The organism is Shewanella sp. T24-MNA-CIBAN-0130 (assembly GCF_040310185.1).
GTDB lineage: Bacteria > Pseudomonadota > Gammaproteobacteria > Enterobacterales > Shewanellaceae > Shewanella > Shewanella psychromarinicola.
In genome coordinates this window covers 1-17993 of record NZ_JBEOPP010000042.1, presented here as the reverse complement: position 1 = coordinate 17993, position 17993 = coordinate 1, and the positions used below count along the sequence as shown (strand labels likewise).

At 41.8% G+C, this 17993-nt stretch carries 14 protein-coding genes and 1 tRNA gene; 9 read left to right on the top strand and 6 right to left on the bottom strand.

Features of this window, described 5'->3' with window-relative positions; genetic code table 11:
- Window positions 1-60: 60 nt before the first annotated feature.
- Both AAEZ02_RS15580 and AAEZ02_RS15575 read left to right on the top strand, forming a co-directional pair.
- A complete protein-coding gene (locus tag AAEZ02_RS15580) occupies window positions 61-1290 on the top strand; it encodes a multifunctional CCA addition/repair protein (RefSeq protein ID WP_351089511.1) in 1230 nt (409 codons plus the stop codon).
- Window positions 1291-1571: 281 nt separating this feature from the next.
- A complete protein-coding gene (locus tag AAEZ02_RS15575) occupies window positions 1572-1838 on the top strand; it encodes an Lpp/OprI family alanine-zipper lipoprotein (RefSeq protein ID WP_101034488.1) in 267 nt (88 codons plus the stop codon).
- A gap of 607 nt (window positions 1839-2445) precedes the next feature.
- On the opposite strand, the gene AAEZ02_RS15570 is transcribed toward AAEZ02_RS15575, so the two are convergent.
- From AAEZ02_RS15570 to folB, 4 genes are all read right to left on the bottom strand, one after another.
- Entirely contained in the window at window positions 2446-3288 is an 843-nt protein-coding gene (locus AAEZ02_RS15570) for a class I SAM-dependent methyltransferase (RefSeq protein ID WP_124012266.1), read from the bottom strand.
- Window positions 3289-3393: 105 nt separating this feature from the next.
- Window positions 3394-4194, bottom strand: a complete 801-nt coding sequence (locus AAEZ02_RS15565) for an undecaprenyl-diphosphate phosphatase (protein WP_101034485.1) — start codon at window positions 4192-4194, stop codon at window positions 3394-3396.
- Between the two features lie 23 nt (window positions 4195-4217).
- Window positions 4218-4745: a 2-amino-4-hydroxy-6-hydroxymethyldihydropteridine diphosphokinase gene (folK, locus tag AAEZ02_RS15560; RefSeq protein WP_101034484.1), complete on the bottom strand. Its 528-nt coding sequence runs from the start codon at window positions 4743-4745 to the stop codon at window positions 4218-4220.
- Between the two features lie 237 nt (window positions 4746-4982).
- A complete protein-coding gene (folB, locus tag AAEZ02_RS15555) occupies window positions 4983-5336 on the bottom strand; it encodes a dihydroneopterin aldolase (RefSeq protein WP_351123894.1) in 354 nt (117 codons plus the stop codon).
- 280 nt (window positions 5337-5616) lie between these two features.
- Between folB and plsY the strand changes: the two genes are divergently transcribed.
- Window positions 5617-6210: a glycerol-3-phosphate 1-O-acyltransferase PlsY gene (gene plsY / locus AAEZ02_RS15550; protein WP_372491467.1), complete on the top strand. Its 594-nt coding sequence runs from the start codon at window positions 5617-5619 to the stop codon at window positions 6208-6210.
- A gap of 65 nt (window positions 6211-6275) precedes the next feature.
- Here the strand turns inward: plsY and tsaD are convergent, their stop codons facing one another.
- Complete coding sequence (tsaD, locus tag AAEZ02_RS15545) at window positions 6276-7292, bottom strand: tRNA (adenosine(37)-N6)-threonylcarbamoyltransferase complex transferase subunit TsaD (RefSeq protein WP_124012268.1); 1017 nt, start codon at window positions 7290-7292, stop codon at window positions 6276-6278.
- A 513-nt stretch (window positions 7293-7805) separates the two neighbouring features.
- Between tsaD and rpsU the strand changes: the two genes are divergently transcribed.
- The 4 genes from rpsU (at window position 7806) to rpoD (ending at window position 12257) form a co-directional block, all read left to right on the top strand.
- Window positions 7806-8021 (top strand): 30S ribosomal protein S21, encoded by a 216-nt coding sequence (rpsU, locus tag AAEZ02_RS15540; RefSeq protein ID WP_006080725.1) that lies wholly within the window; start codon window positions 7806-7808, stop codon window positions 8019-8021.
- A gap of 7 nt (window positions 8022-8028) precedes the next feature.
- Window positions 8029-8472 (top strand): GatB/YqeY domain-containing protein, encoded by a 444-nt coding sequence (locus AAEZ02_RS15535; RefSeq protein WP_101034480.1) that lies wholly within the window; start codon window positions 8029-8031, stop codon window positions 8470-8472.
- Between the two features lie 89 nt (window positions 8473-8561).
- Complete coding sequence (dnaG, locus tag AAEZ02_RS15530; protein ID WP_101034479.1) at window positions 8562-10286, top strand: DNA primase; 1725 nt, start codon at window positions 8562-8564, stop codon at window positions 10284-10286.
- Between the two features lie 150 nt (window positions 10287-10436).
- The gene (rpoD, locus tag AAEZ02_RS15525) at window positions 10437-12257 is read left to right on the top strand and encodes an RNA polymerase sigma factor RpoD (RefSeq protein ID WP_101034478.1); all 1821 of its coding nucleotides are present in this window, start codon (window positions 10437-10439) and stop codon (window positions 12255-12257) included.
- A 737-nt stretch (window positions 12258-12994) separates the two neighbouring features.
- On the opposite strand, the gene AAEZ02_RS15520 is transcribed toward rpoD, so the two are convergent.
- Window positions 12995-15835, bottom strand: a complete 2841-nt coding sequence (locus tag AAEZ02_RS15520) for an FAD-binding and (Fe-S)-binding domain-containing protein (protein WP_164839446.1) — start codon at window positions 15833-15835, stop codon at window positions 12995-12997.
- A 938-nt stretch (window positions 15836-16773) separates the two neighbouring features.
- On the opposite strand from AAEZ02_RS15520, the gene AAEZ02_RS15515 reads away from it, so the two are divergent.
- Window positions 16774-16850 (top strand) — tRNA-Ile (locus AAEZ02_RS15515).
- Between the two features lie 425 nt (window positions 16851-17275).
- Window positions 17276-17993 (top strand): RipA family octameric membrane protein (locus AAEZ02_RS15510; RefSeq protein WP_351123891.1); only part of this gene is annotated, 718 nt, incomplete at its 3' end.

Sequence of the window (17993 nt, the reverse complement as noted above, 5' to 3'; positions counted from 1 at the left end):
CTGTAAAAATCTAACTCTGATAAGATTTAAGCTACTTATTATTACACGTTGTGGTACGCCATGAAGATTTATTTAGTAGGCGGGGCAGTGCGCGATACTTTTCTTAAACAAACGGTTGTCGACAAGGATTATGTGGTTGTTGGCAGCAGTATTGAAGAAATGTTGGCACAAGGCTATCAGCAAGTCGGTAAAGACTTTCCGGTTTTTTTGCATCCTAAAACTCAACAAGAATATGCATTAGCAAGAACGGAACGAAAAACCGGTAACGGCTATCAAGGTTTTAGCTGTGATGCGAATAAAGGTGTCACCCTCGCCGAAGATTTACTGCGCCGCGATCTCACCATCAATGCCATTGCACAAGATAGTGATGGTAACGTATACGACCCCTACAATGGCATTGATGATATTAACGCCAAAGTACTTCGCCATGTTTCAGATGCATTTATCGAAGACCCATTACGTGTATTACGCGTGGCCCGTTTCGCGGCTCGATTTCATCACTTAGGGTTTACCATTGCAAACGAAACCTTACAACTGATGACAAAAATTGCCCACAGCGATGAACTCAATCACCTCACGCCGGAGCGGGTATGGCAGGAATGTGACAAGGCATTAGCGAGTCAAAGTCCGCAGGTCTTTTTCGACGTGTTAAAGCAATGCCAAGCATTGGCGGTATTATTTCCAGAAGTCGATGCGTTGTTTGGGGTACCGCAACCAGAAAAGTGGCACCCTGAAATAGATACGGGTATCCATACCCTTATGGTTCTCGAGCAAACTAGCCTGTTAAGTGACAATAAAGCCGTACGTTTCGCCGCATTGGTACATGATTTAGGCAAAGCATTAACGCCAAAACAAGATTGGCCGAAACATTATGGTCACGGCCAAAAAGGCTTAAGCGTCATTAAAAAGCTTTGTGAACGAATACGGGTACCCAATGAATATCGCGATCTAGCACTATTAGTCAGTGATCAGCACCAAAATGTTCATAATGCATTTGAACTAAGAGCTGAAACCATCATAAAACTATTCGATAAAGGTGATTTTTGGCGTAAACCTCAACGCTTAACAGAGCTATTATTATGTTGTCATGGCGACATGAGAGGACGCAGCGGATCCGAACAAGTACAATATCCACAAGCTGAATATTTACAACACTGCTATCAGTTAGCAAACAACGTTGATGTGCAGTCGATTATTACCGCGGGCTACCAAGGTTCACAAATTAAAAACCAACTGCAGTTAAAACGAATAGAAACGATTAATACCTATAAAATACAACAACTTAAATAATTAACGTTTCATTAGTGATTGCCTGTTTAGCGTTTTATGAATAAAAGCGGAAAAATGCATTTTTTAGCGAGGAATAAGCAATAAATCACTAAAATTTATATAAAATCAGTAAATAATGATGCTTTTTCCCCAGTAGACTTGCAATTTTCATTTATTTCGCTATTTTAGATGAACAATGTTTTATTTGCCTATGGCAAATAAAAAAATCTGTGACATAATTACGCCGTTGCAAAGGCAGATGCCGTTGCGCTATTTAACAACCTATATTAAGGGATTTACCCATGAATAAGAAAGTACTGATGATTGCTGGTGTTGCGATGACTGCTTTATTAGGTGGTTGTGCTAACACTACTGCTTTAGAAGAAAGTGTAGCAAATTTAGGTAACAAAGTTGATCAACTATCAGCAGAAGTTGGTTCTTTAAAGTCTGAGCAAAGCATGCTATCTGCCGATGTTAAAGGCGCTAAAGCTGCTTCTATGGACGCACAAGCCGAAGCTAAACGTGCTAATGACCGTTTAGACAACATGGCTTCTTCTTACAAAAAGTAAGAATTGCTATTATAAATTAGCTTATTTAATAGGTTGATTATTAGGGCTTGATTGTTGATACCACTACTTGCAGTAGTCATTCAACATCAAGCCTTAATTATTTGTGCTCCACTTAGAAAAGCAATAGTAAGTGGTATCAAGCACTAGTAATAATTAGTAAGCGGTATCAAGCGGTATCAAGCGGTATCAAGCGGTATCAAGCGGTATCAAGCGGTATCAAGCGGTATCAAGCGGTATCAAGCGAAAAATCTAAATACCTACAGCTTCTCCACACCAGCTTTTTCACTATTTAATCTATACATTGTTCAACCATTTAATCTTTTTAAACAATCTCACCGATATCATCTGGATTGACCATTAACACAGCGTTCAATCCTAGCATTAGCTCTTATAGCATCTAGCAGCGAAGCGCTCTAGCCCCTAGGCTTGTAAACGCTCTCACCGCTCGTTATCGCTTGTCATCGCACAATACCCGCAACCCTTCTTAGCTCTTATAGCATCTAGCAGCGAAGCGCCCTAGTCCCTAGGCTTGTAAACGCTCTCATCGCTCTCATCGCTTGTCATCGCTTTCCATCAGCTTTCACGCTTGTTCTCTATTTTGCCATTTTTATAAGCGTTTTTTGAGCGTTATAATCTGCCAATCAAACTCTAAATCCGAAATGGCAGTCGATTTAATTTGATGCTTTAGCTGATCATTCGCGCGCCAACCAAATACTGACATGTCGAGTAATGTTATTGCTTGCTCACCGGTCACCGACTGCGTAAATGTCACTTGTTGTTGCGCATCAATTTCAACATCATTGGGTAAATTAAGCTGCAGTGTTTTTTCCACTAAATCAGGATACACTTGCTGCTTGATTTGCCATAAATGGCGAATGCCTGGCTGCAATAACACAATACGACCATCATCTTTTAAAATACGAATGCACTCTTTACCCTTCAAGGGTGAATCAAGTACCGTCACAATATCGATAGATTGTGATTCAAAAGGTAATTTCTTTAGTGCCAACAATAATAAGTTAGCCGGGGTTTCAGCTTTAGCGGCTGCAAAGATAGCATTTTCAGCATCGGTAATACCCCAGTGCTCACATAATACATTTGCTTGAGCTAACTCAGGCACAAGCTGGCGCAAATAATAACCATCAGCACATTGGTAATCGATATGCTGTAGCTGAGTTTCGCCACGTGCTGCACACAAGTCTAATAACACAGTTTGAAGTTGTTTAATTAGCGGTGCAAACAAACCTGACTCCAATAAAAAATGTCGCCCACGCATTTGCTGGCGAGACTCCACTTTTGGCTTAGTTTTGGCCTTAGTGTTGCTCAGCAGTGGCCAGTAGCCCTTAGGGTTTTTATCAAAATGATGTTTGTTCTCACAATAAAATCCCGATGAAGCTTGATGTTGCTTTAGTGAAGCCGAACACTCTGGACATAATAAAGATAAAGTCATAATTACACTGATAGTTAATTGAAAGAGAGTAAAACAAAACGGGTAGAAATACCTAGTATGGTAAGACTACCCGCGATGCAAAAAAACGTCGCTTAAGTGTTTATCTTAAATATAGAGCAATCCAAGCAACACTGCACCAAGAGCAAGACGATATAACACAAACGGTGTCATACCTATTTTGCTAATAAACTTTAAAAAGAAATGGATACATAAGTACGCAGCAAAAAATGATACGACAATCCCTAAACCAAGTGCTTGATAATCAATCGGGTCTGGACTACTGACTAAGTCTTTAGTCACCAATAACGCTGCCCCAAAGCTCACGGGTACAGACATGAGAAATGAAAATCGAGCAGCCGCTTCACGCGTCAAGCCTAACATCAGTGCTGCCGTCATCGTGGCACCAGAACGTGAAGTACCTGGAATTAATGCCATTGCTTGAGCAATACCAATTAATAGCGCCTTTTTCCAACCCATTTGAAATTCACTTAACTGGGCTTTTGACATTCTATCGGCTAGCCACAACAGTAAGCCAAAGAAAATGGTGGTTATCGCGATAACCAAGGTATTTCTAAAATGCGTTTCAATAAATTCTTTTGCGGTAAATCCCACAATCACAGCGGGGATAGTAGCCAAAATTATCCACCACGCCAGTTTACTTTCTTGAGTTTGTTGCTTGCTGGCTAAGCTGGTAAACCATGCCTTAGCCAGTGCGATAATCTCGTAACGGAAATAAATAATCACCGCAAATAAAGAGCCTGTATTGACCGCTACATCAAATGATAAACCTTGATCTGCCCAACCTAAAATTTGTGATGGTAAAATTAAATGTGCCGAGCTAGAAATCGGCAAAAACTCTGTAAGCCCTTGAATTAATGCCAGCAGAATAACTTGAAACGTTTCCATATTTGTCCTTGTTAGAGATTAACTTATCGAGTAATTATTAACGGATTAGTCGCTAATAATTCTGCTGGGAACTCAAATGCGATAGGCCATAATTGCTGACACTGTTTATCGTAATGCTGCCAAAGTATTTGATAGGTTTGTAACGTCACCGGATGACATAAGTTAGGAACTAACTCTGCCAAAGGCCATAATACAAACGCATTAAACAAAATTTCGCCTCGGGGTAATTCAACGGGGATTTCACAAATAACATCGTCATACAGCAACAAGTCAATATCAAGACTTCTTGGGCTAAATTTTTTCTCGCCTCTAATACGGCCGTTATCTTGTTCAATTTGTTTAAATGTTGCCACAACCTCTGTAATCGATAACTCGGTATCGGCGGCCGCCACCATATTTAAAAAATTAGTGCCTTTAAATCCTACCGATTCACTCTCAAAAACGCGCGATAACTGTAACGGGCCAAAATGTTTCTGTAAATCAACCAAACCGGCTCTAAGATGTTGCGCAGGCGAAATATTCGTGCCTAAGCTAATGTAAATACGTGCCATTGACTGACCTAATGCTAAACAATAAAAAGAAAATAAGACTTAAATAACCTGATCTCGGGATAAGAGATGAAAATATAATGATAAAGATAAATCTTAGTCATTATATCTATCAAACTTGCCATTTGTTTTACTAACAAGGCGAATTAACGCGTCAATAGTGAGTCTATTGCAAGTTGATTCAACACCGTTAGGAAGGCAAAGGGCTGTTTGAGAGTCGTTTGTTATCCCGAGTTCAGGTTAAATACTGCCGCGTTCAATCTCAACACCGACAGAAACGGCATGGGGTATTGCCCCAGGTTTCATCACCACGACTTTAACCCACGGCACATTAAATTCATCTTGCAAGCAATGGGCGATCATTTCGGCAACCGTTTCAATCAGATCAATCGGATTTTCAGTAATTAACGTCGTTAAACGATTTGATACCGTTTCATAACACAATGCATGTTGGTAATTATCACTGGCAGCCGCAAGACGATTATCCCACGCCATATCTAAATCGATGAGTAATGTTTGATGAAGTTCTTTTTCCCACTCATAGATACCAATAATGGTCTCTATCGCTAACTGACGGATGAGTACTTTATCCATATAAATTCCTACCTTAATCGACGCAAAAAAACCACAAGATCACTCTAAACAAACTTTATTACCGATTATATGCTTAATAATCCACATTTAAGCTTTTTCCTAATGAGTTAACGCAGTAGGATAGGCGCTATTATGCAATTAACATCAATCAAATCTTTAATGTTAACGCAAAGGCGGCTTTAGTGGTTACTGAAAATCACTTGTCTTGCAAATGAATGCGCGATGATACCCTAAGAAGAGTAAGGAAACCAATTTGAACGCCGTTACCGTCACCATTTTGATGATCATTGCCGCCTACCTAGCGGGTTCGATCTCAAGTGCCGTACTGGTTTGTAAAATAAGAGGTTTACCCGATCCAAGAACCAGCGGTTCTGGCAATCCCGGTGCCACTAATGTGCTACGCATTGGTGGAGTAAGTTCTGCTGCTATGGTACTTTTTTTCGATATGCTCAAAGGCGCTCTGCCTTCTTTTCTGGGCTACAAAATGGGACTTGATGCCGTATCATTAGGTTTTATTGCTGTCAGCGCCTGCTTAGGGCATATATTGCCGATATTTTTTGGTTTCAAAGGGGGTAAAGGTGTTGCGACAGCCTTTGGTGCGATGGCGCCCATTGGTGGTGATTTAGCAATATGCCTAATCCTGACTTGGATTGTATTTTTGCTTTTAACACGTTATTCATCTGTTGCAGCAATGGCAACCGCCACCTTAGCGCCCTTGTATACTTGGTGGTTAGACGAACGCTTTATTCTTCCGGTCGCCATGTTGTCAACCCTGATTTTAATCCGCCACAAAGACAATATTGGCCGTTTACGTCATGGTGAAGAAAGCAAAGTCTCACGAAAAAAAGCGATAAAAAAACCCAATACCAACTAGTATTAGGTTTTCTATGGATTTGAAGATCAGAACAATCATTTAAATCAGTCGCATAAACTTATCGGTTAATCAACCGCAGGTAACGTATCCAAAGGCCAACGAGGTTGACCTTTAACGGCAAGTTCTTCTATATGTCCAGCACGTAACCGTTGTAATCCAGCATAAGCAATCATCGCACCATTGTCGGTACAAAACTTCCCACGAGGATAATACACTTGACCGCCTAAACTAGTCATCATCTCAGCCAATGACTCTCGTAAGCGCGTATTAGCACTCACACCACCAGCAATCACCAAACGGGTATAACCCGTCTGTTTCAAGGCACGTTTACATTTTATGGCTAGGGTATCAACAACGGCTTCTTCAAATGCACGAGCAATATTAGCACGTGTCTGTTCATCATCAGGCTCTTTAGCAATTGTATTTGCCGTAAATGTTTTTAATCCAGAAAAACTAAAATCTAATCCTGGTCTATCCGTCATCGGACGCGGAAATTTATACCCTGCAGGCACGCCTTTTTGGGCTAATTTAGCTAACCGTGGACCACCCGGATAATCTAAACCCATTAGTTTGGCGGTCTTATCGAAAGCTTCGCCTGCAGCATCATCAAGAGATTCACCTAACACTTGATACCGGCCAATGCCTTCAACTTGTACTAGCATTGAATGGCCGCCAGACACTAATAAGGCTAAAAAAGGAAATTCTGGAGCGTTATCTTCCAGCATGGGCGCTAATAAATGCCCTTCCATATGATGTACACCGATTGCCGGCTTGTTCCACGCATAGGCCAACGAACGCCCCACACAAGCCCCAACAAGCAATGCACCCATTAACCCAGGCCCCTTGGTGTACGCCACACCATCGATATCATCTACACTCGAATTTGCTTCGGATAAAGCCTGTTTAATTAATGGCACAATTTTACGAACATGATCACGAGAGGCAAGCTCAGGCACAACACCACCGTAATCGGCGTGCAATTTAACTTGGCTATATAGCACATCTGACAACAGGCCCAATTTATCGTCATAGACTGCAACCCCAGTCTCGTCACAAGATGTCTCAATACCGATAACCCGCATAATCTCTCGTCTTCATTAAAAATATGGACGCTAATTCTACCCGTCTCAGCGTAAATACTCCAATGTTTCAGTATTTGATCTCAACTCGGGATTTGATCTCAACTCAGTATTTGAGATCCGCTCGGGATTTGAGATCAACAAACTGTTTTGAATGAGCTAACATTGACTATTTTGATCTCAAACTTGAATTTTAGGCTGATAACAAGACGAATTTATGCGTCAATAGCAAGTCTACAGCCAGTAGATTCAAGACCTCTATTGGCGCAAACGGCTGTATGATATGCATTTGTTATCTCCAGTGGCGACTATTTAAGCCAATAACGTTTTATAAAATCTTAAAAATGAAACTGTTACACCTTAGCTAAAGAGAAAATCAATCAGGGGTTTACAAATGGTCGTCGCTCGGTGTAAAATTCCGCACCATTTTGAATAGCCTTTGGTTTGAGCTAAATCACTAAAAATGTTTAGTCGATTTAGTCATCCAGCATAACTACACCTAAGGGGTGATGGCGTATGCCAATAATTAAAGTACGTGAAAACGAACCATTCGACGTAGCTCTTCGTCGTTTCAAGCGCTCTTGTGAAAAAGCTGGAATTCTAGCTGACGTGCGTGCTCGTGAATTCTACGAGAAGCCTACTACTGCCCGTAAGCGTGCAAAAGCAGCTGCAGTTAAGCGTCTAGCAAAGAAGCTTTCTCGCGAAAACGCACGTCGCGTACGTTTATATTAATCTCATTATGAACTTAACCGATCAGCTAAAAGACCAAATGAAAGATGCTATGCGTGCTAAAGAAAAAGTGCGCTTAGGAACAATTCGTATGGCGCTTTCTGCCATCAAGCAGATTGAAGTGGATACCCGCGAAACTCTGACTGATGAGCAGACAATAGCTGTATTAACCAAAATGGTAAAACAACGCCGAGATTCGATTGCTCAATATGAAGCCGCGAATCGTCCGGAGTTGGCCGCAGCAGAAGCAGAACAAATTCGAGTTATCGAAGACTTTTTGCCTACGCCGCTAACCGAAGATGAAGTTGCAGCGATTATCGATGCAACGATCATTGACGTTGGTGCGGCATCCATGGCGGATATGGGTAAAGTAATGGGAGCATTAAAATCTAAAGTTCAAGGCCGTGCAGATATGAGTGCCATTGGTACAATGATCCGCGCTAAATTGAAGTAATCAAGTTTTAATGTTGAATAAGCCGTGCACTTGCACGGCTTGTTTGTTTTAATCAGTTGATAAAGTAAATTCGAGAACAACAGCAATCAATGGCGATACCTCGTGATTTTATCAATGAGCTAATAGCTCGAATAGACATAGTCGATCTAATTGATCGTAAAGTCCCGTTGAAAAAAGCCGGTAAGAATCACTCGGCTTGCTGCCCTTTTCATAGCGAAAAATCACCCTCTTTTACCGTCAGCAGAGATAAACAGTTTTATCATTGTTTTGGTTGCGGTGTTCATGGCAATGCCATTGATTTTGTCATGGAATATGATCGACTAGAATTTATTGACGCCATTGAAGAGCTTGCAGGTCAACTTGGTCTTGCCGTACCACGGGAGCAAGGCACAGGGAAAAGACCCGACCAAGGATTAAGTCGCGATTTATATGAACTGATGGAAGAAGCCAATCTCTTCTATCAAAGCCAACTTAGGCAGCATACAGACAAACAAAAAGTTGTTGATTACCTAGAGTTCAGAGGTTTATCAAATGACGTTGTTGAACAATTTGGTATCGGGTTTGCCCCCGATGGTTGGGATGGTTTATTGGGTCGTTACCGGCAAAATTTGCCCGCCCAAGATAAATTACTGACAGCAGGCATGCTTATTGCCAATGATAGCGGTAAACGCTATGACCGTTTTCGCGACAGATTAATGTTCCCAATACGCGATCGTCGCGGTCGTGTTGTGGGATTTGGCGGTAGAGTTTTGGGTGACGGTACCCCAAAGTACTTGAATTCGCCAGAAACGCCCATATTTCATAAGGGTAATGAACTTTATGGTTTATATGAGTTAAAGCAAAAACACCGTGATCCACAGCATGTGTTAATTGTTGAAGGATATATGGATGTCGTCGCACTCGCCCAATTTGGGGTTGATTATGCGGTTGCATCTTTAGGGACTTCGACTACTGCTGAACAATTTCAGCTTTTAGTGCGTAGTGCAAAACAGGTGGTCTGTTGTTATGACGGCGACCGTGCAGGCCGCGAAGCTGCTTGGCGTGCACTCGAAACAGCATTGCCACTGTTAAAACCGGGTGATCAAGTCAAGTTTATGTTTCTACCGCAAGGTGAAGACCCAGACACTATGGTCCGCAAAATTGGTAAAGAAGCATTTGAAGCCTTAATGCAAAAAGCCATGTTACTACCCGAGTTTTTGTTTGACACATTAAGTGCTAACCACGGGACAGATAAAGGGGCATTAGCCAAGCAAGCAATCTCGCTAATTGAAAAGGTACAAGATACCGTCCTACAAAATTTATTGCTAGAAAATCTGGCACACAAGTTAGGCATGAACAGTGCCGATGACTTGAAAAAGAAGTTAGGTTTTTCTGCAAAACAGAAACCATTAAATGCGAAAGGCTTACAAGGTCGTGGCACGCCATTAAGATTGGCTATTGGCCTCCTGATCCAAAACCCAAGTTTAGGCTTTGGTTTGGCAAAACAGCCAGCACTAGATCGATTACAAATGACCGGCATAGAATTGCTAAATCATTTGTTAGATATAACTCGAGAGCAAACGTTAAACAGCGCACAACTACTTGAAATGCATAGAGAGCATCAGAAAAAAAGCACTCTAATTAAGCTAGCCCAATGGGAACATCAAGTGGCGGATGAAAACGTATTGCCAGAGTTTAAGCAAACCCTGATTTGGTTAAACAACCAATATATTGAACAACGATATCAGGAATTGAGTCTCAAACAGGCTTTAACGAAAGTTGAAAAAATGCAGCTAAAAAAGCTGATTTCGATAATGAAAGGCATAGCAAAGTAATACGCAATTTATTCGTCAAGAATGTGCGTACAAACATTGCCATGGACTAGCTAAGGTTAGCCCATACAGCTATAATTGACGATTTGCGCGCCACTTAGTAAAGCTAACTGGCCTATCGTTTTAACAGTTACCCAAAATTGGATGATATCTATGGATCACACTCCGCAGTCGCAACTTAAACTGTTGCTCGCTAAAGGTAAAGAGCAAGGTTACTTAACCTATGCAGAAGTGAACGACCACTTACCTGCAGACATGGTCGATTCCGATCAGATTGAAGATATTATCCAGATGATAAATGACATGGGTATCCGCGTTTTTGAACAAGCGCCAGATGCCGATGACATGATGATGTCGGAAGACAACACAGACGAAGATGCTGCAGAAGAAGCAGCGGCAGCTCTCGCAACCGTAGAAAGTGAGTTAGGCCGAACCACAGACCCTGTCCGCATGTACATGCGCGAAATGGGCACGGTAGAGCTACTTACCCGCGAAGGCGAAATTGTTATTGCTAAACGTATTGAAGAAGGTATTAACACTGTACAGAGTTCTGTCAGTGAATACCCTCAAGCGATCGCAATGATCTTAGAGCAATTCGATAAGTATGAAGCTGAAGAATTGCGCTTGTCTGATATTATCTCTGGATTTATCAATCCTGACGACGATGACGTCGCACCTACTGCCACCAATGTTGGTTCTGAATTGGCTGACAATAAAAAAGATGATGATGACGACGATGATGAAGAGGAAGAAGGCAACAAAGGGCCTGATCCTGAACAAGCCAAAGAAAAATTCACTCAACTCAGAGAAGCCTACGAAAAAAGCTTAGGTATTATTGCTGAAAAAGGCCGTGATCATCCTGAAGCGATAGGCTCATTATTTGTTATCGGTGAATTATTCAAAGAATTCCGCTTAATCCCTAAACAATTTGACCGTTTAGTCAAAAGCATGCGCAGCATGATGGATCGCGTACGAATTCAAGAACGGTTAGTCATTAAGCTTAGTGTTGAACAAGCTAAGATGCCAAAGAAAAACTTTATTAAAGCATTCACCGGCAATGAAACAAACTTAGATTGGTTTAACAAAGAAAAAGCAAGCACCAAGCCTTATGCTGAAGGTTTGCGGATGATCACCGATGACGTAACGCGTTGTGTGACAAAGTTGGGGGCTATTGAAGTCGAAACCGACTTAACCATCGCAGGCATTAAAGACATTAACCGTCGCATGTCTATCGGTGAAGCGAAAGCTCGTCGTGCGAAAAAAGAAATGGTTGAAGCTAACTTACGTTTGGTTATTTCTATTGCCAAAAAGTACACCAACCGTGGTTTACAGTTCTTGGATTTAATTCAAGAAGGTAACATTGGTTTGATGAAGGCCGTAGATAAGTTCGAATACCGTCGTGGTTATAAGTTTTCGACGTATGCAACGTGGTGGATCCGTCAGGCAATCACCCGTTCAATTGCTGACCAAGCACGTACTATTCGTATTCCAGTACACATGATCGAAACGATCAACAAGTTAAACCGTATTTCTCGTCAAATGCTTCAAGAAATGGGCCGAGAGCCGTCTCCTGAAGAATTAGCAGAACGTATGATGATGCCTGAAGATAAAATTCGTAAGGTACTGAAAATTGCTAAAGAGCCAATCTCAATGGAAACCCCAATCGGTGACGATGAAGATTCGCATCTGGGTGATTTTATCGAGGACACGACGCTGGAGTTACCACTAGACTCAGCAACTAGCGAAAGTCTTAAGAACGCCACACACGAAGTCTTAGCAGGCCTAACCGCTCGTGAAGCAAAAGTACTGCGTATGCGTTTTGGTATCGATATGAATACAGACCACACCTTAGAAGAAGTGGGTAAGCAATTTGATGTAACACGTGAACGTATTCGTCAAATTGAAGCCAAAGCGTTACGTAAGTTACGTCACCCTTCTCGCTCTGAAATATTAAAGTCTTTCCTAGACGAGTAAACTGACGGTTTAGTCTTCTATGATCATGAAAACCCAGCATATGCTGGGTTTTTTTATTTGCATACTAAGCTGCTAGTTGTAATTTTTTATCTAATACCAATTCTAATAATTATCTGGTCATTCAGCGGGAATTCTGCGCCTTCTAGGCAAGTAATAGGATTGTAGGCATAGTTGTTCTCGGCAACAGCTCCTGCGTTGCTCTATCTCCTGCATCCATGCAGTCGTACGTCAAAATCATATTAAGCAGTATAGAAGGTGCAGAAAACCGCCCTTGGGAGCCACTCAGGCTTTCCATTTTTTTGTTGCATTGTTTTATAAGGGAACAACCATTATTTCAACAATGCGCCTCAAACTGAAAAACCTGAGTGACTCTGATTGAGCACATTATTAATGGAACTGGTATAATTTACGCGGCACAATGACTTATCAGATTAAGCCTAAATGCTCATGCCTATGCCCATGCAAAGATATAGCCTTCACAACACTCTCTTGACGACATTTTAAAAAAACTATCCGCATTAGTTCATGTTGGTCAAAGCATGCCATCAATCAGATAGTCAAGTGACTTGAACGATGATATTTTAAAAAAACTATCCGCATTAGTTCATGTTGGTCAACACATGCCATCGATGAGATCGTCAAGTGACGTGAGCGATGATAATTCAATTGTTCCTGCAAACTTAAGATAAAAAAAGCCCACGCTATTGCGTGGGCTAATCAAGGATGAAATCAGCGGTTTATTGCTGTTTTCTGCTCGCGGCTTTATCAAGAAGCGTTAAGATGTTTTTATATGGAATACCCGAGTGCGTCGTTAAACCAACATCACAGGTTGCAGATACTGAGTAACCATGGGTACAACCTTTATCTTTGGTCTCTTCTTTTAAATGACGAAGTCCATGTTCATTAAGCTCAGGGTAATTCATACCGCGGTTGCCCGCCATACCACAACAACCTACATTCTCTGGCACCACTACTTCAGTGGCGCAAAGCTTGGCAAGTTCAGTTAATTTGCCTGCCATACCGAGCTTACGCGTGGTACAGGTTGGGTGAACAGCTACTTTTTCAACAACTTTGTTTATTTGCATACGGTCAACCATGAATTCAAAAGCAAACTCTTCAGGGCCATACATCTGCAAACGGCTATCACAAGCACGGCGCATCCGCTCAAGACAAGCAGTGGTTGCCACTAGGATAGGATACTCACCATTATTAGAGGCTTTTAACAACCACACCGAGAGTTCATCAGACTTACGGTCGGCCGCATCATCATGACCATAAGACTCCCAAGGTTGCCCACAGCATAAACCTTTGGTTTTCTCACCTAGAATTATCTCAATATTGGCCTTTTCAAATAGGCTCACGATGGTTTCGGGTAAAGAGCGCTGATCGTCATGTTTAGCACTAGTGCCCATCATGCGGTTCAAACATGCAGGGAAGTACACGGCTTTCATGTCACCATTGGTTTTGCGAGTTGGCAAGGCTTTGCCTCGTGTCGGCATCCCTTCAGTCCATAACGGCACCGGCATACCTGGCATAACTTTACGCACGATTTTGGTTATAGCGCCCATACCAGACTCGCCAATCACTTTACGGGTAATATCGGTGGCACCTAACGCAAATCGAGCGACCGATTCCATAGTGCCAAAACGATCGGCAGTGAAATCAGAAATTTTCTTATCCATATTGCTGGCCCCTTCGGCTCGCAATACCTTCATATATTTACCGGTATCAATCGCCATTGGACAACCGAGTTTACACAGGCCATCTGCAGCACAGGTGTCAATAGCAAAGTAAGGATAGTTCTTTTTCAGATCAGCCAAGACATCAGGCTCATTGCCCGTGGCTTCTAATGTTTTCATCACGCGCGCAACGGCGGTACGTTGGCGTGGAGATAGAGTTAAACCATGAGCCACACAATGCGGTTCACAAAATCCACACTCAATACATTTATCCACAATACTATGCACTGCTGGCATAGGCTTAAAGCCTTTAGCATGGCAAAGTGGGTCGTCATTAATGATGACGCCAGGGTTTAAAATACCGTTTGGATCAAGCGTATTCTTGACTCGCTTCATCAAGTCATAGACTGCTGTGCCCCATTCTTTTTCAACGAAGGCAGCCATACCAAATCCGGTGCCATGCTCTGCCTTAAGCGAGCCGTCATATCCCACAACAAGATCACACATCCCTTGCATAAAGCCTTCGAAACGATCCACTTCAGCTTTAGAGGAGAAGTCTTGTGCGAAGATAACGTGATAGTTACCTTCAAGTGCGTGACCATAAATCACCGCATCATCATAACCATGGGCAAAAGATAAGTTTTGTAAATCTATGGTTGCCTGCGGCAACACTTCAATTGGGAAGGCTATATCTTCGATAATACAAGACGTGCCGACCGGACGCATTGAACCTGCTAGCGGGAAAATCGCCTTACGAATAGCCCACATATTGGTAATTACAGCAGGATCTTGGGTGAACTCGACGTCATGATACAAACCATGTTTTGCCATAATCGCTGACATTTTAGCAACGTTGGCATCGATCTGCTTTTGGTTATCGCCAAAGGTCTCGAATAATACGGCCGTCACATCTTTGTGCACATTGTTTAAGAAGTCTGGTGTTTCATACTTAGACTGGGCAACAGCTTTCAGAGCGAAGTTATCTAACAACTCCGCCGCGTTGGTCTCTTTGAAGGCATCTCGTCGCAGCTCAACAATCGCCTCACAAGCACCGCGAAGTGAATCGAAATAAACCATAGACGACGCAGAGAATTTGTTTTTCACCACACTTTTCATGGTAATTTCTGATAAGAAGCCGAGCGCACCTTCCGAGCCAACCATCAAGTGTAAGATAATGTCGATAGGGTCTTGATGATCAACAAATGAATTCATACCAAAGCCAGTCACGTTTTTAATCGAGTACTTACGCTTGATACGACTAACTAATTCTTTATCAGCCATGATTTCGTCACGAATGGCTTCAATGCCTTTGATCATCTCAGGGTGATGTTTTTTAAACACTTGACGACTTTGCTTGCTTGCGGTGTCTAAAATCGAACCATCAGCAAATATAATTCGAGCAGAGTCAATTAATTGATAAGAGTTATGGTGCGTACCACAGTTCATACCAGAAGCATTATTAGCCACAATACCACCGGCCATCGCCGAGGCAATCGTGGCTGGATCGGGACCAAACTTCCATCCCAAAGGTGCCAGTGCACCATTAAGTCTAGAGCCAATCACTCCGGGCTGCATTTGTACCTTTTTGCCGCCCTCTAACACCTTAAAATTATTCCAATGAAGACCTGCGACCATCAGAACTGAATCAGAAATCGCCTGACCACAAAGCGCGGTACCTGCGGCTCTAAATGTCACAGGCGTAGAGCTCTGATAACATTGCGCCAAGACTTTTGACGCCTCAGCTTCATCTTTAGTGTGGACTACCATTTGTGGACGTTTTTGGTAGAAAGAAGCGTCTGTTCCCCATGCCACGCGGCGTATGTAATCGGTATTGACTCTTGAAGGCTCAAGGAGTTGGCCTAGCTTATCTGCAAGCACTTTCAAATTAGATTGCAACATGTGTGTATCCCCATTCATGTCATCTCTATGTGAACAGAGTCCTAGTAGACCCCATCTAAAAAACTTTATGCCGACTACGCATCAAACTTGATGACCTCGACATAACCAAGATGAGCTTTTGGTCAGACGTTCCCGCATGTTCATTTCTACTGATATCATGCAAGCATTTATTCCCACACTATTTAAGACCGCAAATCTACACTCGTGCTTGTGTTGTTGTTACCTTGATTTCAAGCTCAAGCCAATTTTTCGTCTAAAAACAATAAAAATAATTGTCACTTGCATCCATAACCATTCTCGCTATTAAGAAGACATTATTATGGGGCAGTACATGGGTTTACAGACTGACGCAATTACACCTTGACTACCTTTTTAACAGAGATAAACCCAAGATACTGCAAATACTTAAGACCTTAGTCTCAACCTTTAAATCAGCTCGAAATTTGCACGATTAACGTGAGCGCCACCCGCATCTTAAAACACCGTCGCCCCGCATGATCACAAAACTTAACAAAGCAAGCCCAAGTACACACATCGTCATCACAGAACATGCAAAAATATGCGTTACAGCACTACTTAATTGAAGGGGTATTGTTTTTTTTCGCAACATTGTGCCGATACGCTGGCATTGAGAATGGTTCGCATTTGGGACTGACTTTATAGACTCGCTCACACCCGAGATCCATAAGGAATGACATAATCCCTGACCCATTATTTTTCGACCAAAAAAAACCATTAGCCACAACTGTGATCAAAGTATTTATTTCATCTTAAACTGCGACCAATATCTGCCAGAATTTTATTTGATATTTAGTTGCACTGATTAACAGATAACCAGTTGAATCATTTCAACAGAATTCTTGCAAAATCAGAGGTGACAACCACAAATAAACTTCGTATACTGCACACGCTTTCGATAGTGACGACTATCTTAAGTCGGCCCCTTAGCTCAGTTGGTTAGAGCATACGACTCATAATCGTCAGGTCCCCAGTTCGAGTCTGGGAGGGGCCACCAATACAGATAGGCCGTAGTAGGTTAGTACCTACTACGGCTTTTTCGTATCTGGAGTTCTGTGTAGCAAATATGTAGCAAATTTACCTACTCACACTAGCTTGTGGAAAGTGAATCAACTCCCATATCTCAACACGACAAAGCAGCCGATAGTGACAGAACTCTAAAGAGGACGCACTGCGCGCTCTGCCTCCATGCAGATTAGATCAGAAGTTCATTACTTATGCTGTGTATCTATTTTTCTGACTACCCCCCAAAATATTACAATCTAAATACTAAACCAAAGCACTTCCAGACGACAAATTCATATAAAAAATGACATAACTTATTAATATAGCTTGAATAACCAATCTGATGCTATCAAGATGGATAATAGATGAGGATAGAATATTTCTGTCTGAAATTTGTTAATTTTTGGGGAGGAAGCCTTGGGGGTTTTCAACTATATATATTCGAATAAACCATCAGCGCTTTCTGAGCTGTCTAAGGAGGAATACAATAGTTTATTAGTTGATATTTGTCCTAAAAAAGCAGAAAGAGCGTTTGAGAAAGCTTGGGCAACGAGAAATTTTGAGATTGAAATGTATTGGAAACGAGCCACTTATTTTTGGGCATTTATCGCCAGTACATTCGTAGGCTATTTTGCATTAATTTCATCTGATAACTATATAAAGCCAGATTCGTTCAACCATGTAGAAGTCTATTTCCTAATCTGTATTGGCTTCGTTCTGTCTTTAGCATGGCATCTTACCAATATTGGCAGCAAGTCTTGGCAACGGCATTGGGAGGTACATGTGGACCTTCTAGAAGATGCATTTACTGGCCCACTCTATAAGACGGTTTATCCTCAGCAAACTTTTTCAGTATCTAAAATTAACGAAATCGTAAGTCTGGTATTTGTATTGATTTGGTTTCTTATAGGGCTCAAATATTTAATTGAACAAAATTTAATACGGTCTTTTGGCGAAAGTTTTACTGTAAATTGGTTTGTGCTAGCTAGCACGACAATATCTTTATTTGTTGTAATTGCGATGCTATTTGGTCATGGTCGCGGACGCTTTGGCTCTAGTGTTAACGCCAGTCTAAAAGCGCCACTATTTGCCGAATTTAACGATAAGCAGATCTTTCCTCATCAAAAAAATCATT

Coding starts and splice junctions, on each gene's coding strand:
- AAEZ02_RS15580 (WP_351089511.1), top strand. CDS start 61: ATGAAGATTTATTTAGTAGGCGGGGCAGTGCGCGATACTTTTCTTAAA.
- AAEZ02_RS15575 (WP_101034488.1), top strand. CDS start 1,572: ATGAATAAGAAAGTACTGATGATTGCTGGTGTTGCGATGACTGCTTTA.
- AAEZ02_RS15570 (WP_124012266.1), bottom strand. CDS start 3,288: ATGACTTTATCTTTATTATGTCCAGAGTGTTCGGCTTCACTAAAGCAA.
- AAEZ02_RS15565 (WP_101034485.1), bottom strand. CDS start 4,194: ATGGAAACGTTTCAAGTTATTCTGCTGGCATTAATTCAAGGGCTTACA.
- folK (WP_101034484.1), bottom strand. CDS start 4,745: ATGGCACGTATTTACATTAGCTTAGGCACGAATATTTCGCCTGCGCAA.
- folB (WP_351123894.1), bottom strand. CDS start 5,336: ATGGATAAAGTACTCATCCGTCAGTTAGCGATAGAGACCATTATTGGT.
- plsY (WP_372491467.1), top strand. CDS start 5,617: ATGATCATTGCCGCCTACCTAGCGGGTTCGATCTCAAGTGCCGTACTG.
- tsaD (WP_124012268.1), bottom strand. CDS start 7,292: ATGCGGGTTATCGGTATTGAGACATCTTGTGACGAGACTGGGGTTGCA.
- rpsU (WP_006080725.1), top strand. CDS start 7,806: ATGCCAATAATTAAAGTACGTGAAAACGAACCATTCGACGTAGCTCTT.
- AAEZ02_RS15535 (WP_101034480.1), top strand. CDS start 8,029: ATGAACTTAACCGATCAGCTAAAAGACCAAATGAAAGATGCTATGCGT.
- dnaG (WP_101034479.1), top strand. CDS start 8,562: ATGGCGATACCTCGTGATTTTATCAATGAGCTAATAGCTCGAATAGAC.
- rpoD (WP_101034478.1), top strand. CDS start 10,437: ATGGATCACACTCCGCAGTCGCAACTTAAACTGTTGCTCGCTAAAGGT.
- AAEZ02_RS15520 (WP_164839446.1), bottom strand. CDS start 15,835: ATGTTGCAATCTAATTTGAAAGTGCTTGCAGATAAGCTAGGCCAACTC.